13 protein-coding genes are annotated in these 16,175 nt (G+C 71.7%); 6 read left to right on the forward strand and 7 right to left on the reverse strand.

From position 1 onward, the window contains the following. The 3 genes from QSK37_RS15120 to QSK37_RS15130 form a co-directional block, all read right to left on the reverse strand. Positions 1 to 462, reverse strand: a complete 462-nt coding sequence (locus tag QSK37_RS15120) for an LppU/SCO3897 family protein (RefSeq protein ID WP_285620856.1) — start codon at positions 460 to 462, stop codon at positions 1 to 3. A 280-nt stretch (positions 463 to 742) separates the two neighbouring features. Further along, on the reverse strand, positions 743 to 997 hold the full coding sequence (locus tag QSK37_RS15125; RefSeq protein WP_285620859.1) for a hypothetical protein: 255 nt from the start codon (positions 995 to 997) through the stop codon (positions 743 to 745). Between the two features lie 12 nt (positions 998 to 1,009). Continuing rightward, the gene (locus QSK37_RS15130) at positions 1,010 to 1,528 is read right to left on the reverse strand and encodes a hypothetical protein (protein WP_285620862.1); all 519 of its coding nucleotides are present in this window, start codon (positions 1,526 to 1,528) and stop codon (positions 1,010 to 1,012) included. Between the two features lie 146 nt (positions 1,529 to 1,674). On the opposite strand from QSK37_RS15130, the gene mshD reads away from it, so the two are divergent. From mshD to pstB, 5 genes are all read left to right on the forward strand, one after another. After that, positions 1,675 to 2,553 carry a mycothiol synthase gene (gene mshD, locus QSK37_RS15135; RefSeq protein ID WP_285620866.1) on the forward strand — a complete coding sequence of 293 codons (879 nt, stop codon included), beginning with the start codon at positions 1,675 to 1,677 and terminating at the stop codon, positions 2,551 to 2,553. A gap of 226 nt (positions 2,554 to 2,779) precedes the next feature. Then, on the forward strand, positions 2,780 to 3,868 hold the full coding sequence (gene pstS / locus QSK37_RS15140) for a phosphate ABC transporter substrate-binding protein PstS (RefSeq protein WP_285620868.1): 1,089 nt from the start codon (positions 2,780 to 2,782) through the stop codon (positions 3,866 to 3,868). Positions 3,869 to 3,953: 85 nt separating this feature from the next. After that, positions 3,954 to 4,931, forward strand: a complete 978-nt coding sequence (gene pstC, locus QSK37_RS15145; protein ID WP_432705567.1) for a phosphate ABC transporter permease subunit PstC — start codon at positions 3,954 to 3,956, stop codon at positions 4,929 to 4,931. Next, positions 4,928 to 5,815, forward strand: coding sequence for a phosphate ABC transporter permease PstA (gene pstA, locus QSK37_RS15150; protein ID WP_285620869.1), 888 nt, complete (start codon positions 4,928 to 4,930; stop codon positions 5,813 to 5,815). Before pstC ends, pstA begins: the two co-directional genes overlap by 4 nt. A 13-nt stretch (positions 5,816 to 5,828) precedes the next feature. Next, positions 5,829 to 6,605: a phosphate ABC transporter ATP-binding protein PstB gene (gene pstB, locus QSK37_RS15155; RefSeq protein ID WP_285568126.1), complete on the forward strand. Its 777-nt coding sequence runs from the start codon at positions 5,829 to 5,831 to the stop codon at positions 6,603 to 6,605. A 62-nt stretch (positions 6,606 to 6,667) separates the two neighbouring features. Here pstB and QSK37_RS15160 read toward each other — a convergent pair whose 3' ends face one another. After that, on the reverse strand, positions 6,668 to 7,666 hold the full coding sequence (locus QSK37_RS15160; RefSeq protein WP_285620871.1) for an inorganic phosphate transporter: 999 nt from the start codon (positions 7,664 to 7,666) through the stop codon (positions 6,668 to 6,670). A gap of 46 nt (positions 7,667 to 7,712) precedes the next feature. Next, positions 7,713 to 8,330: a DUF47 domain-containing protein gene (locus tag QSK37_RS15165; RefSeq protein WP_285620872.1), complete on the reverse strand. Its 618-nt coding sequence runs from the start codon at positions 8,328 to 8,330 to the stop codon at positions 7,713 to 7,715. 222 nt (positions 8,331 to 8,552) lie between these two features. On the opposite strand from QSK37_RS15165, the gene QSK37_RS15170 reads away from it, so the two are divergent. Then, positions 8,553 to 8,834 carry a metal-sensitive transcriptional regulator gene (locus tag QSK37_RS15170; protein ID WP_285568123.1) on the forward strand — a complete coding sequence of 94 codons (282 nt, stop codon included), beginning with the start codon at positions 8,553 to 8,555 and terminating at the stop codon, positions 8,832 to 8,834. A 73-nt stretch (positions 8,835 to 8,907) separates the two neighbouring features. Here QSK37_RS15170 and QSK37_RS15175 read toward each other — a convergent pair whose 3' ends face one another. Together QSK37_RS15175 and QSK37_RS15180 are read right to left on the reverse strand one after the other, a co-directional pair. Further along, complete coding sequence (locus tag QSK37_RS15175) at positions 8,908 to 9,078, reverse strand: hypothetical protein (protein ID WP_285568121.1); 171 nt, start codon at positions 9,076 to 9,078, stop codon at positions 8,908 to 8,910. 210 nt (positions 9,079 to 9,288) lie between these two features. Beyond that, positions 9,289 to 16,164, reverse strand: a complete 6,876-nt coding sequence (locus tag QSK37_RS15180) for a hypothetical protein (protein WP_285620875.1) — start codon at positions 16,162 to 16,164, stop codon at positions 9,289 to 9,291. Positions 16,165 to 16,175 lie beyond the last annotated feature (11 nt).

Genomic DNA, 16,175 nt, shown 5'->3' on the forward strand with positions numbered 1-16,175 from the left:
TCAGACCTCCCGCAGGCACAACACGTACTTCGGATCGGTGAACCAGACCGCGTACGTGTAGTCGGTCTTGTCGCACCGCTTGATGTTCGTCGTGCCGTCGATGCGGTTGAGGATCTTGTAGTGGCCCTTGGCACACGTCGAGATGTACAGGCGCGGCCTGCTCGCGGTCCCGGTGTTCTTCACGCACTGCCCCGGCTGCGGATCGAACACCGTCGCCGCCGTGGACGGCTCGTCGGACGGTGAGTCCGGCACGTCGGACGGGCTGTCCGCGGGGGTGTCGGAGGGGACCGGCGGCGGACTGTAGGCCGGCGGGTCGTAGGCCGACGGCGTCAGGGTGCCCGGCCGGCCGCCCGAGGGCAGGGCCGCCTTCGGTTTCTTCGGATCGTCGGCCCCGTACAGGAACGCCAAACCGAGTACACCGCCGATGAGCAGCACGAACGCGACGATGACGACGACGATCACCAGGGCCGCGCCGTTCTTCGGCTTGGGCGGGCCGGGCGGCGGTCCCCATCCAGGCGATCCGGGTGGACCAGAGGAGCCGGGCGGGCCGCCCGGGGGACCGAAACCCGAGCCCGAGGACCCGCCGTATGGCGGCTGCGGGGGTTGCACAGAGACCCACTCCCCAGAGGGCGCGCGTTGGTTTCCGGATCGATCGTAGCGACTGAAGATCCCTACGATCGGCGGTAAGACGCTCGACCCAACAGATCGGTTCCTCTGACCGCGAGGGCCCCTGTTCGCCGCGTTACCGCGGCCCGTAACCGCCCTGCCACGGCGGCGGCCACTCCTGGCCGGGCGGCGGCCCGTACCCCTGCGGCGGCCCCGGTGGAGGCGGCGGCCCCTGCCACCCTTGCGGACCGTACGGCGGAGGCGGGCCGGGCGGGTACGGGCCAGGCGAAGGCGTGTCGTTCCTCTTCCGCGCGGCCAGCACCACGATCAGGAACACACCGACGATCAGGGCCAGCGGGATCAGGATGACATAGAGCTCAAGGAGGGGCATTCCGTCGCTTCCTCAGTGGTGCTGGTACGGACCGTGGGGGAAACCGCGCCGCGAGGAGTCGTCCGGCGCGGACTCCCCCTGGCGCCCGTACGGGTCGCGCTCGTACGAACGGCGGTACGGATCCGGCCGTTCGGACCGGCCGTAGGACTCCGGCGGAGGGGACGGGTACGCCGGTCGCGCGGGCGGCAGGGCCAGTGGGCTTTCCCCCGGCGGTAGCGCCGGCTGCCGGCCGTACGACTGAGGCTGAGGCTGAGGCTGAGGCCGTGGAGCCGGCAGCGGAGCGCGCCACTGCTCGGCGGGCGCGGGACTCTGGGCGGGCGGCGCCGGGGCCGGCGCGCGCGGCGGCTCGTAGTACCCCCACGACTCCGCGTACGGCGTCGGCTCGTCGAAGTCGTCCTCGTACGGCGCGGCCGCGAGCGCGGCGGGCGTGACCCACCGGCGGCCCATCAGCGCCAGCACGATCACGAACAGCAACACGCCGACGGGCACGGCGAGGAGCCCCGCCATGATCGGCATTCCGGGATCGCCCACAACGACCGCCTTCCCCGCGCAGCCAGTGCGCCCAGATGCTATGGCACCGGCCACTCGCGCGGGAGGAGGCGCATACAGCCTGAAACCACATCGTGACAGGCGACCTCGGATCAGGCCTCGCGAAGCCGGATATGTAGGCTCCCGGCATGACCCTGGTCGTACGGAACGAACTGACGAACGACGAGGTGGCGGCGGTGCTCGCCCTCACCGAGGAGGTCGCCGGCGCCGACGGCGTGCGGCCGGTCGGCGAGAGCGCCCTGCTGCGCCTGCGGGACGGCGCCGGCGCCGTGCTCGCCTACGACGGTGACACGCTGGCCGGAGTGGCCGTCCTCGACGGCGACGCGGGCGAGCTCACGGTCCGGCCGGCGTTCCGGCGGCGCGGTCACGGCCGCGCGCTCGCCACCGCGCTGGCCGCCCAGGTGGAGACGCTGAACGTCTGGGCCCACGGTGAGCTGCCCGGCGCCGTCGCGCTCGCCGAGGCGCTCGGTTTCGAGCGGTTCCGTGCCCTCTGGAAGATGCAGCGTCCGTCCGGTGCGCCGCTGCCCGAGGCCGCTCCCCCGCCCGGCGTGCGCCTGCGCACGTTCACGCCCGGCCGGGACGAGGACGCCTGGGTCCGCGTCAACGCGCGCGCCTTCGCCCACCACCCGGAGCAGGGCCGGTGGACGCGCGCCGACCTCGAACGCCGTGAGCGCGAGCCGTGGTTCTCCGCGGAGGGCTTCTTCCTCGCCGAACGCGAGGACGACCAGGAACCCGGTGGGCTGCTCGGCTTCCACTGGACGAAGGTGCACGATGACGGCCCGATCGGCGAGGTGTACGTGGTCGGCGTCGACCCGTCCGCGCAGGGCCTCGGGCTGGGCCGCGTGCTGACGGTCACCGGCCTGCGGCATCTGGAGAGCAGGGGCCTGCCCGCCGTCATGCTCTACGTCGACGAGTCGAACACGGCGGCCACCGCCCTTTACCGAAAGCTCGGCTTCGAACTCCGCTCGACCGACGCGATGTACCGCAACACCCGGTCAACCGAGTAGTCACCGGAGCGTCACCAGCCCCGACACGCCCGGATGTGAGGCCGTTAACCGTACGGTCGCCTCACGTAACACCTACTTTTCCCAGACGTCACATCTGAGTTCATTCTCCGTTCACCTAGATCAGAGTGAGTGGACACCTCTTCTCCTTAGCGTCGGGCATCGATGGTGGTCCCAACCTGGATAAACGCCCGGAGGACCGCCCGACTACCTTTGAGGAGAAGTTTCGGTGAAGATCGGCACACGGCTGGCCGCCCTCGGCGGCGTGGCCCTTGCGGGTGCGCTCTCGCTGACCGCGTGCGGTACCGACGACAACGGCGGGGGCAACGCCGCCGCCAGCGGTGACTGCGTGAAGTCCACGGTCAACGCGGCCGGATCGAGCGCTCAGGCGAACGCCATGAGCGAGTGGATCAAGGGCTACCAGCAGAGCTGCCCCGGCTCCAACGTGAACTACAACCCCAGCGGTTCGGGGGCGGGTGTCCAGGCGTTCACCGGAGGCCAGGTCGCCTTCGCCGGTTCGGACTCGGCGCTCAAGCCCGAGGAGCACGGCCCCGCCGACGCCCGTTGCAAGAGCGGCAAGGCGCTCGACCTGCCCATGGTCGGCGGTCCCATCGCGCTCATCTACAACCTCAAGGGCGTTGACAACCTTCAGCTGTCGCCCAAGACGATCGCGAGCATCTTCGCCGGCAAGATCAAGACTTGGAACGACCCGGCGATCGCCAAGGACAACTCGGGCGCGAAGCTGCCGTCCACACCGATCAAGCCGCTGCACCGGTCCGACGACTCGGGCACGACGGACAACCTCACCAAGTTCCTGCTCGCCACCGCGCCGGACGTGTGGAAGTTCCCGGGCGGCAAGACCTGGCCGTCCGCGGCCGGCGGCCAGGGCCTGAAGGGCTCCGACGGCGTCTCCACCGGCGTCAAGCAGGGTGACGGCACCATCGGCTACGCCGAGCTGTCCTACGCCACGAACGGCAAGCTGCAGACCGCCAAGGTCCAGAACGGCTCCGGCCAGTTCAGCGAGATCAGCTCCGACACCGCCTCCAAGGCGATCGCGGGCGCGCAGGTCTCCGGCCAGGGCAACGACCTGGCTCTGACGCTCGACTACAAGGCCAAGGACGGCTACCCGATCGTCCTGGTCACCTACGAGATCGTCTGCGAGAAGGGCCTCCCCGACGAGCAGGCGAAGTTCGTCAAGTCCTTCCTCAACTACACCTCCAGCCAGCAGGGTCAGTCGATCCTGAGCGGCCTCGGGTACGCGCCGATCCCCGACGCGATCCTGACCAAGGTCCAGGCGGCCGTGAAGGGCCTGTCCTGACCGAGACGGTCTCTGAGCCGGCGCGGATCGACCGCGCCGGCTCGGTGGCATACACAGCCCTCTTGAGAACGAGGAGTGCGAACGAGTGACCAGCGAGACCCTTGAGCAGGGTGCCACCGGCTCCCTGGGCGAACGGGGACGCAGACTCAGCACCGGCCGCCTGGGGGATCGCCTGTTCGGCATCTCTGCCCGCGGTTCCGGCATCCTGCTGCTCCTCATCATCGCGGCGATCGCGGTGTTCCTCATCGCGAAGGCCGTGCCGGCGCTGAAGGCGGACAAGGCCAACTTCCTGACCTCACAGGAGTGGAACCCGGACGCGGCCCAGCCGCGCTTCGGCGTCCTGCAGCTCGCGTGGGGCACGCTGCTCTCGTCCTTCATGGCGCTGATCCTCGCCACCCCGGTGGCGATCGGCATCGCGCTGTTCATCGCCTACTACTCGCCGCGCCGCCTGGCGTCCGGCCTGGGCTACGTGGTCGACCTGCTCGCCGCGGTGCCGAGTGTGGTGTACGGGCTGTGGGGCCTGCAGTTCTTCGTGCCGAAGATGGCGAGCGTCGCGAACTTCCTGCACGACCACCTCGGCTGGATCCCGCTCTTCGGCGGCGACAACGTGGGCGGGCAGTCCATCCTGACCGCCGCGATCGTGCTGGCGATCATGATCCTGCCGATCATCTCCTCGATCTCGCGTGAGGTGTTCCTGCAGGTGCCGCGCGCGAACATCGAGGCGGCTCTGGCACTGGGCGCGACCCGCTGGGAGGTCATCCGGATGGCCGTGCTGCCGTTCGGCCGCTCGGGCATGGTCAGCGCCGCGATGCTCGGCCTGGGCCGGGCGCTCGGCGAGACCATCGCGGTCGCGATGGTGCTGTCGACCGCTGGCGGGATCTCGCTGCGGATCCTCAAGCCGGGCGGCAACACCTTCGCCGCCAACATCGCGAACACCTTCGGCATGGCCGGGAACCTGGGCCGTGGCGCGCTCATCGCCTCCGGCCTCGTGCTGTTCGTGATCACCCTTCTCGTCAACATGCTCGCCCGGGCGATCGTGGCCCGCCGCAAGGAGTTCGTGTGAGCACTCTGAACCAGGCCTCGTTGCGCGGGGTCTCCGCCGGTCGCAAGGTCAAGGACCGGATCGTCCAGGTTCTCGTCTACGTCGCCTTCCTGCTCGCGGTCATTCCACTGCTGTCCGTGCTGTGGACGGTGGTGTCGAAGGGCGCCAAGCGGTTCGACCCGGATTTCTTCACCCACTCCCTGAACGGCATCGGCGCCAACGACGCCGGCGGCGGCGCGTACCACGCGATCATCGGGACCGTCGAGCAGGTGGCGCTGGCGAGTGTCATCGCCATCCCGATCGGGGTGCTGACCGCCGTCTACCTGGTGGAGTACGGCCGCGACAGCAGGCTCGCCAAGCTGGTCAGCTTCTTCGTGGACGTCATGACCGGTCTGCCCTCGATCGTGGCGGGCCTGTTCATCCTGGCGTTCTGGCTGCTGCTGCTCGGCTTCAGCTACTCCGGCTTCGCCGGCGCGATGGCGCTGTCGATCCTGATGATGCCGACGGTCGTCCGCGCCGCCGAGGAGATGCTCAAGCTGGTCCCGAACGACCTGCGCGAGGCCTCGTACGCGCTGGGCGTGCCCCGGTGGCGGACGATCTGCTTCGTCATCCTGCCGACGGCCTTCACCGGGATCATCACCGGCATCATGCTGGCCATCGCCCGCGTCATGGGCGAGACGGCTCCCCTGCTGCTGACGGTGTTCGTGACCTCGGCGATCAACAACAACCCGTTCCAGGGACCACAGATGGCGCTGCCGCTCTTCATCTTCGACCAGGCGCAGCGGCCGAACGACGTCGCGATCAACCGGGCATGGGCGGCCGCGCTCACCCTGATCGTGATCATCATGCTGCTCAACCTGGTGGCGCGCGTCATCGCCCGCCTGCGCAAGCCCGTTTCCCGATAGGAGTAGTGCCCCCATGGCCAAGCGGATCGAGATCTCCGGGCTGAACGCCTACTACGGCAAGACCCGGGCCATCGAGGACATCTCGATGACGATCGAACCCCGCTCCGTGACCGCGTTCATCGGCCCCTCCGGGTGCGGCAAGTCGACACTGCTGCGCACGCTGAACCGCATGCACGAGGTGATCCCCGGGGCGCGGGTCGAGGGCAAGGTGATGCTCGACGACCTCAACCTGTACGGCTCGGACGTGGACCCGGTCGCGGTCCGGCGCGCGGTCGGCATGGTCTTCCAGCGGCCGAACCCGTTCCCCACGATGTCGATCTTCGACAACGTCGCGGCCGGCCTGAAGCTGAACGGCGTCCGCGGCCGCAACCGGCTCGGCGAGATCGTGGAGAAGTCGCTGCGCGGCGCGAACCTGTGGAACGAGGTCAAGGACCGCCTGAACCGGCCCGGCGCGGGCCTGTCCGGCGGTCAGCAGCAGCGGCTCTGCATCGCACGGGCGATCGCGGTCGAGCCGCAGGTGCTGCTCATGGACGAGCCCTGCTCGGCGCTCGACCCGATCTCCACCCTCGCCGTCGAGGACCTGATCGCGTCGCTCAAGGACCAGTACACGATCGTCATCGTCACGCACAACATGCAGCAGGCCGCGCGGGTGAGCGACCGGACCGGGTTCTTCAACCTGGCCGGCCAGGGTCAGCCGGGCCGCCTGGTCGAGATCGACGACACGAACAAGATCTTCACGAACCCGGGCGAGAAGGCCACGGAGGACTACATCACCGGCCGCTTCGGGTGACGTTCGCGGGGACAGGAGTGTCCGGACGGAGCGGGGGCACCGTCCGGACACCGGCGTACGCGTCAGTGGAAGAGGCTGATGATCCCGTACGCGGCGGCCGCGACGATGCCGGCCGCCGGAATGGTCAGGACCCAGGCCACCACGATGTTGCCGGCGACGCCCCAGCGCACCGCCGAGAGCCGCTTCGTGGAGCCGACGCCCATGATGGCCGCGGTGATCGTGTGGGTCGTGGAGACCGGCGCCTGCCAGATGAACGCCGTGGCGTACAGGACGCTCGCCGCGGTGGCCTCGGCCGCGAACCCCTTCGGGGGATCGAGCTCGATGACCCGCCGGCCGAGCGTCCGCATGATCCGCCAGCCGCCGGCGTACGTGCCGAGGGACAGCACCGCCGCGCAGACCAGGATTACCCAGACCGGCACGTGGGAGTCGGCGGCGTCCTGGTAACCCGTGGTGACCATGGCGAGGACGATGATGCCCATGGTCTTCTGCGCGTCCTGGAGGCCGTGCCCGAGCGCCATCGCCGCCGCGCTCAGCGACTGGGCGATGCGGAAACGGCGGCCGACCCGGCCCGGGTAGGAGTTACGGAAGATCCACAGGAAGCCGGTCATCACCAGGTAGCCGAGGATCAGGCCGATCACCGGCGACAGGACCATCCACAGGACGACCTTCTTCAGCACGTCCATCCACAGGACGCTGCCGTGCGCCGCGAGCGCGGCGCCGATCAGCCCGCCGACCAGCCCGTGGGTGGACGAGGACGGCAGGCCGAAGTACCAGGTGATGAGGTTCCACACGATCGCGCCGATCAGCGCCGCGGCGACGATCGTGAGGCCGTGCAGGTCCTTCGGCGGATCGATGATGCCGCTGCCGACGGTCTTGGCCACGCCCGTGCCCAGGAACGCGCCGACGAGGTTCATCACGGCGGCCATCGCCAGCGCCGCGCGCGGGGTCAGCGCGCGGGTGGAGACCGAGGTGGCGATGGCGTTCGCCGCGTCGTGGAAGCCGTTGGTGTAGTTGAAGAACAACGCGATGGCGACCACGACGATGAGGGCGGTCAACTCCACTCTCGCGCGTCCTTCCCTGCGATGGCCGCGTCGGCCCGGCGCGCGGTCACGATTCCTTGACCGCGATGGACTCGACGGTGTTGGCCACCTTCTCGAATGCGTCGGCCGCCGCCTCGAGCTGGTCGACGACCTCCTTGAACTTCAGGACGGTCAGCGCGTCGTACTCGCCGCCGAACAGCTCGGCGAGAAGGCGGCGGTAGACCTGGTCGCCCTGGTTCTCGAGACGGTTGATCTCGATCCAGTACTCGCTGAGGTTCTTCATGCCGCGCAGGCGCGGCATCGCCTCGGCGGTGAGTTCGGCGGCGCGTTCGAGCACCTCGACCTGGTCGACGACCTCGCCGGGCAGCTCATCGATCTTGTAGAGCACCACGAGGTCGGCCGCCGCCTCCATGAAGTCCATGACGTCGTCGAGCGACGACGCGAGCCGGTAGATGTCCTCTCGGTCGAAGGGCGTGATGAAGCTCTCGTTGAGCCTGCGCATGATCGCGTGAGTGAATTCGTCGCCCGCGTGCTCGCAGGCGCGCATCTTCTCCGCGATCCCCTCACGGTTGCCGCCGTCGCTGATGAGCTCCACGAGCAACCTGGCGCCGGTGACCAGATTGTTCGCGGAGTCCGCGAACATGTCGTAGTAGCTGTCCTCACGCGGCGTGAGTCGGAATCGCACGTCCTTCTCCTGAAGTGCGGGAACAGTCCGGAGAGGATGCTACGGCTAACCAGCGGGAAAGCGAACCTTCGCCCCCACGCTACCGAGCATCGGCCCCTCCGGACGGACACGTTCATCCTGGTCCGGGGTGATCACTGATCGTGCCCGCCCTGCTTTACCCGAAATAGTGTCGAATCAAACGGTCTGTTGCCAGTTACCCCATAGGGGTATACCCTGCGCCTCATGCACGGCTACGCGAAGGACAAGGACGCCTACCTCACCCGGCTACGGCGGATCGAGGGTCAGGTGCGTGGTCTACAGCGCATGGTCGCCGAGGATGAGTACTGCATCGACGTGCTGACGCAGGTTTCGGCGGTGACCCGCGCGCTCCAGTCGGTCGCGCTCGGACTGCTCGAGGACCACCTCGGTCACTGCGTGGCTCAGGCCATCGACGAGGGCGGCCCCGAGGCGGACGCGAAGGTCAAAGAGGCCTCGGCCGCGATCGCCCGGCTCGTTCGTTCGTGAAAAACGTCACACTTCACACTGGTCGCCGTGGCCGCCTCCGCGCCCCCACGGAGGCATCCGGCCACGGCGGATCTCACGACTGGGCTGTGTGACCGATCCCGAGCACCATGTCGATCTCGTCGACCGTCAGCGGCCGCTCGGCCGAAGCGACGGCACTGAGCATCTCGGAGTAGAGCTCGATCTCATCAAGCGCGACCCGGTCGTGGACGCGCAGATCCACATTTGCTTGACGCACCGCGTCCACCTCCGCTCGTCCCCACCTGCCATCGAGGCTACGCGTCACCTGCGGATCGGGACATGACCCAAGAGGGCCATTCGGCGGCCATCTCCCGAGTGGTCCCCATGGTCTAGTCGCATGGTTCTCCTCCAAACCGGCCCCGGCGACCCGTACGGCGTGCTCCAGCCGCCCGTACCGACGATCTCGTGGACGGCCACGGTCAGAACACGCGGGACGTCAGACGCCTCCAGGAGGCCGCGGGTGAGGGGGCCGGCGCCGGTCGAGGTGCAACTCGTGCAGCAGCTGCCCGGCCTGCGCCTCCGGCAGGTCGCCCACGGTCAGCCGCGCCACCGCCGCCGGGTCGACCCGCGACCCCGCGAGCCGCGCCGCCTGACGGGCGACGATCTGGTCGAACAGGCGGCGCACGGTGTCGGCGAAGGCGAACTCCGGGTACCTCCGCATGCCCGCGAACCGGTCGATCAGCTCCACCCGCAGCTCTTCGTCGAGCATGTAGAGGTCGCGCTCGGCCAGCCGGGAGAACAGCTGTACGAGCTGCCGCTCGGTCGGCTCACCGAACTCCACGATCGCTCCGAACTCCGCCCGGAAACCGGGGTTGGCCCGCAGGAAGTCCTCCATCTCGCCCGGCGGGCTCGCGCAGATGACCATGAACCTGTCGCGCCGCTCCGCCATGAGACGCGACAGGTGCTCCACCGCGGCCGGCAGGTGGGCCAGCAGGTGGGCGTCCTCGATGAACAGCACGCCGCCCGTGGCCTGGTCCACCGACGCCACGACCTTGGCCGCCGTGTCGCCGCCGGCGAGGTCGCGCGCGCCGCGCACGACGAGCTGCCCGGTGTCCAGGAGGTTCAGCGCCGCGTAGATGCCTCCGATCAGCCCGGCGACGGTCGCCTTCCCGGTGCCCGGCCGGCCGAGGAAGACCAGATGACGGCCGGGGCCGCCGTGCCCGCGCACGCCCCGGCCGGCGGCCACGCGCGCCTCGGCGACCAGGCCGCCGACGGTCCGCTTGACCTCGTCCAGCCCGACCATCTCCTCCAGCCCGCGCAGGTAGCCGTCCACGTCGCGGGGCGGCCGGAGCGCCGGCTCGATCTCCTCCGCCACGCCGACGAAGTCGACCGGCACGAGGACCATCCGGTCGCGCGGGGCGCCGGCCCGGTCGATGTGCCGGGCGACCGCCCGGTCGAGGTACGCCTCGACGAGCCGGGCGCCGACGAGGTCGCCATGGCCGGTGAGCCGCGTCAGGTCCCCCCGTACGACGTCCAGCCCGGCCGCGGTGATCGTCACCCGCCGCTCGTCGGCCAGAACGTGCAGCAGGGCCATCCGGGCCTGGATGTTCGTCAGGTCGGGCAGCCGGAAGACCTGGAAGACGCGGGTCAGCTCGGCGGGCAGCCGCGCGTACGAGGCGGGGTCACAGGTGGCGATGAGCGCCGCCTTGTTCTCCCGCGCGCCGGTGACCGCGGCCACGACCCTCGCGGGGTCGGCGGCGTCCAGGACGGCCCGGTCCAACCGCTCGAACAGCAGCGGAGGCCCGGCCCCGCGCAGGATCGCGGTCACCGCCGTCACGTGGTCGCCCCGCAGCTCCGAGCCGTCGGCCGTACGGACCGAGCCGTCACCCACCCCGGCGCCGGCGAGCGAACGGGCGACGAGCCGGGTCAGCCGCCGCTGCCCGGTGTGCGGCTCGCCGACGATGAGGAGCGCCAGGCGCTGTCCAGGCTGCTGTCCGGGCTGCTGTCCGCGGCGGTGCAGCCCGTCGAACAGCTCGGTCGCGTCGTCCGCCCCGCACAGGAACCGGATGCCGAACCGCTCGGCCACCTTCGGCATCGGTGCGGGAGGCGGCGGCGGGGCGATCTGCTCGACGGGACGCTCGGGCATCGGCGCGCTGCCGAACAGGTCGGCCTCGGACATGATGCGGGTCCCGGGCCGTTCGGGCGGCTGGGGGTCCTGCTGCTCGATCATGCGGGTACGCGGCGGCCCGGGAGGCACGGGCGTGGGCGGCAGGACGATGGGGATGGACCCGGCGTCGGCCCGGGTACCGGTGATCCAGTCGAGGTAGGTGGCGTTCTTGGCCTGCTCGAGCGCGTCCAGGCTGGTGGCGTGGTTCACGTGCTCTTCGAGCGAGTCCATCATCGTGACGCCGAGGGCCCGGTCGTCGACGGTGTCGTCCTCGCCTTCGGCGTCCACGACGGTGGCGTCGTCGCCCAGGTACTGAAAGGCGATGGGATCCGCGATCGTCTGATTGTGGAACGCACCGCCCGCGAAGGGACCGGAACTCGCCGCGGGAGCGCCCTGGCCCCCACCGGCCTGAGCGGCGACGGCTCCGGGCTGCGCGGCAGCGGCGTCGGAGACGCCGGGCTGGGCGGCGGGGACGCTCGGCCGCGCGGCAGCGGCATCGGAGACCCCGGCCTGAGCGGCGGCGGCTCCCGCCTGCGCGGCACCGGAGACCTCAGCCTGGGCCTCAGGAACACCCGGCTGCACGGCAGCAGCGTCAGAGACGCCGGGCTGGACAGCAGGGACACCTGCCTGCACGGCAGCGGCATCAGAGACACCCGCCTGAGCGGCGGGGACGCCCGCCTGCGCAGCAGCGGCATCGGAGACCCCGGCCTGAGCGGCGGCGGCTCCCGCCTGCGCGGCACCGGAGACCTCAGCCTGGGCCTCAGGAACACCCGGCTGCACGGCAGCGGCATCAGAGACGCCCGCCTGCGCAGCAGCGGCTTCGGAGACGCCGGGCTGGGCAACGGAGGCGTCGTCGGAGGCAGACGACGCGATACGGGCGCCAGAAGGGGCATCGGAGGCGTCTTCGGCGGTGTCGTCGCCGGGGTCGGAGTCGTCGCTCGCCCGGTCGACGCCAACGGCACCGGCGACAGGAGAGCCACTCTCGGTACGCACCTCTTCCGGCGCGACGGCCGAGTCATCGGACGAGGGAGACCCGGTCTGCCCCGCTCGGTTTCCCGAGTCGGGGGCGGCGGTCGGCGAGTGGCCGCCGCCGATCCCCTCGGCGTGGGAAGACGTCCGGACCCTGGACGGCGAGCCCTCGTCTCCCCCACCGGCGCCTGCCTGCTCGGCGGCCACGGCCGAGCCACCGCCGGCGTCGGAATCCTCCACGCCGGCCTGGTTTCGCGGCGACTCCGCGGACACACCCTCGGCCATAGGCCGCCCGGCGATCGGCGCGCCAGGCCCCGTCGCACTTTCGCCCGTTCCGGCCTGTGCCGCAGGCGGTGTTCCGCCTACGCCGTCCTCTCCCGCCCCGGACTGTACGGCGGGCACCGACGTCCCGTCGGAACCACCGGCAGAAGCCCCGCCCTCGCCCGGGGACACGTCCGCCGCCGAAGGCGAGGTAAGGCCTCCCGAGTCCTCATCCCCTCCGACCGCCCCAGCCTGCGATCCCGAACCACCACTGTCGCCGCCCGACCACGCCACGGCAGAAGACGACGAACCACCGCCCACACCGCCATCTGCCCCGGCCACACCGGCCTGCGCCCCAGAGCCATCACTGTCGCCGCCCTGCCACACCACCGCAGAAGACGACGAACCACCGCCCACACCGCCATCTTCCCCGGCCACACCGGCCTGCGACCCGGAACCGTCACCATCGCCGTCCGACCACGCTCGCGTGGCGGGCCGTCCCGATGCCTCAGCCTGGTGTTCACCCGTGTCCGGCCGCGCGGCGGACGAGGTCAGGCCGTTCGCGTCCCCTCCGCCGGAGGTCGCACCTCCCTGCGGTCCGGAGCCCTCACCGGCCGCGTTCGGCGCTCCGGCGAGTGGCTCCGACGCGCTTCCCTCATCCGCCTGCGTGGCGGACAGGGACGCCGGACCGCCGGCGCCCACGGCCTCCGACGCCGAACCGTCCACGCCCGCACCCGGCCCCGCCGGAGCCGAGGACAGACCCGACCCACCTACCGCAGCCCCACCCGCTCCGACCTCCGAGGCGCGCGGGGACACCAGCGCACCGCCATCAGCACCCTCGATCTCCGCCCGCGAGCCACGCGGGGACCCCGAACCGTCCACGCCCACACCCGGCCCCGCCGAAGCCGAGGACACGCCCGACCCACCTACCGCAGCCCCACCCGTCCCCACCTCCGAAGCGGGCGGGGACACCGGCGCACCGCCATCGGCGCCTTCCAGCTCCGCCCGCGAGGCACTCGGGGACCCCGGACCGCCGGCACCCACGGCCTCCGACGCCGAACCGTCCACGCCCGCACCCGGCCCCGCCGGAGCCGAGGACACGCCCGACCCACCTACCGCAGCCCCACCCGTGCCCGCCTCCGACGCGGACGAAGAAGCAGACGCACCGCCGTCGGCGCCTTCCGCGTTCAGTTCGGACGTGGAGGTGGCCGTGTGCCCGCCGGGCTGTGCCTGGGGGGCAGGTGGTGGGCCTCCCGTCGCATCGTCGGTCGACGGCCGGGCCTGCGCCGCGTGGGGTGGAGTCAGGCCGCCCGCTGGTGGCGGCTCCTCGCTGGGCTCGGTCGATGAGGTGAGAGCGGCCGGATCAGGGGACTGGGCTTCCGTACCGGACGCACCGGCGTGTTCATCGCCTGTTCCCGGCCATGCCTGAGTGGCGGGCGGCGGCGCGGGTGTGTCCGCGCCGGTTCCCGGGGCGGCCGCCGGACTCGAACCGGAATCATCCGAAACCGGCTCCACCAGCGTCGCCGGCGGGACCGTCCCGGCCTCTCTCGACTCCGAACCGGAGCCGGGCCCGACCTCCCCCGCCGGAGCCGTCTCTCCCCGACCGGCAGGACCGAGACCCACGCCCGAACCGGGATCGGTGCCCACGTCCGCCTGTGTCGTCGGAGGCGACCCCACACCGCCAAAACCCTGACCTGCGCCCGAACCCGGGTCAGCGCCCGGCCACGCCTGGGTGGCCGGGGGCGAACCCGCCTTCCCCGCGCCGCCGGAACCCTGGCCCGAACCCGGATCCGTACCCGGCCATGCCTGCGTCGCCGGGGGCGAACCCACCTCACCCACGCCGCCGGGACGGCGATCCGAACCGGGGTCCGTACCCGGCCACGCCTGCGTCGCCGGGGGCGAACCCGCCTTCCCCGCGCCGCCAGAAGCCCCGCCCGAACCCGGATCCGCACCCGGCCACGCCTGCGTCGCCGGAGGCGAACCCACCTCACCCACGCTGCCGGAACCCCCGCCCGAACCCGGATCCGTACCCGGCCACGCCTGCGTCGCCGGAGGTGGGGATGGTTTCCCGGCGGGATCCGTGCCCGGCCAGGCCTGCGTACGTGGAGGGAGCGGTTGGGCGCCGGGTCCGTACCGCTCATGTGCGGCCGGGTGCGGGTCCGCGCCTTCGGTGGCGGACCATGCCTCGGTCGGCGGGGGGCTGGACGGTGTCTCGCCGCCGGCCGTTCCCGGTGGTGACGCCGGTGCAGGATCCGTGCCCGGCCAGGCCTCGGTCCGGGGTGGTGTGTTCGCGGGGAGACCCGACGCTCCCTGCCACGCCTCGGTGGGCGGCGGGCCGGACTTCGGGGTCTCGCGGCCGGGGTCGGCGGGCCATGGCTGGGCGGCGTCCCATGCCTCCGTGGCCGGCGGCGCCCCCGCCGCGCCCCCGCCCGGCGCAGGGGGCGTCCAGGCCGGGGCCTGGCCCGGCGGGCCGGTCGGAGGCTGCTGGGCCAGGGGTACGCCCGGCGTCTGCGGTGACGCGCCCGGGTTCGAGGGGTACTGGTGGGCCAGCGGCGCGATGCCCGGCGTGTGGGAGACCGGCTCGGACGCGGTCGCCGACGTGGCGCGGCTCGGGCCGATGATCTCGGCCAGGATCGCCACCGAGGACGGGAAGCCGCGCGGTCGTGCCGGGATGCCTCCCCCGAGCCGGCACCACGCGAGGTCCGCGGCGTACATGGTGGCGAGGAGCGCCCCGCGTACGGCCGGTTCGGCGGCCTCGATGCCGTCGCGCAGCGACCGGGGCAGCCGGTCGCCCTCGGGCCAGAACGGGCGGAGCGGATGGTCCCGCTGGATCAGCATCGCCCGCATCGCATCGCTGACCTGCGGGTCGAGCCAGCCGATCACCTGGCCGGAGACGTCCTGACGCACGACCGCGAGGTCGGCGGCGAGCAGGGCGGCGGCGATCAGCCGGGGTTCGACGTAGCCGCGCGAGCCCGGGTCGCCGGCGATCGGGGTGACCGCGAGCGCGAGGTCGTAGTAGCTGTTGCGGAAGTGTTCGCCGGTCGACGCCTCGACGCGCAGGGCGGGGGCCAGGGCCGGCGGGCAGCGGGTGAGCCACTGCTGGACGACGGCCTGGTCACCGTACGACAGGGCGCCGTAGTCGACCGTGGGGTTCTGCAGGGTCACGCCGAGCATCGCGATGAGGGCGTCGGCGCGCGCCTGGAACCGTGAGTCCTCGCGCAGCGCGCCCGCCATCGCCCACATCGTGCGGAGGATGACCACGGCCGCGTCGACGCGGCCCGAGCGCAGCCGCTCGGTGTAGAGGCCGACCAGCGCCTCCAGCGGCGGCGGGGTCAGCCAGCGTGGGCCGTCGATGTCCGGCAGCGGCCGCGTGCGGTGGGACGACCACAGGCTGAGCAGTTGCGCGTCGATGCGCGCGTCGAACACCGGTGCGGTGGCGCACCACAGCATGACGCCCCAGGTGACGGCGACCGTGCTCGGGACGCCGGAGGAGAACAGCCCCCACCAGTGCGGGTAGTCGTGCGTCGGGAGGGCGGCGGCCGACTCGACGATGGCGCGTACGCGGGAGGTGACCTCGGGCCGGATGCCGGCGTCGACGAAGGCCAGCGCGGGCGGTGGCGCGTACGCGAGGTCTGGGCCGGTCGGGACGACGTGCGGGGGGACCGGGGGCACGGGCATGCCCTGCTGGAGCGGGCGCGCGGACCTGCGGGTCATCGCCAGTTGCGGCGGCGGGCAGAGGTGCCACTGGGCGTCGGCGGGGGTCAGGCGGTACCAGCGGCCCCAGGCGCCGAAGATCCACCACGAACCGTCGGGGAGGGCGAGCATGCGGCCGGCGATGAGGTGCTGGCGCTGCTGCGGCGGCGTGCCGGACCACCATCCGGAGGACACCATGGCACGGGTGTCCCGCTCGGCCACCGCGAAGGGATCCTGTGCGGCGGACGAGGGAACATCCCCATATGCCTGCCCCCAGACCATCACGCAATGGT

Source organism: Actinoallomurus iriomotensis (genome assembly GCF_030269445.1).
GTDB classification, from domain to species: Bacteria; Actinomycetota; Actinomycetes; order Streptosporangiales; family Streptosporangiaceae; genus Actinoallomurus; species Actinoallomurus iriomotensis.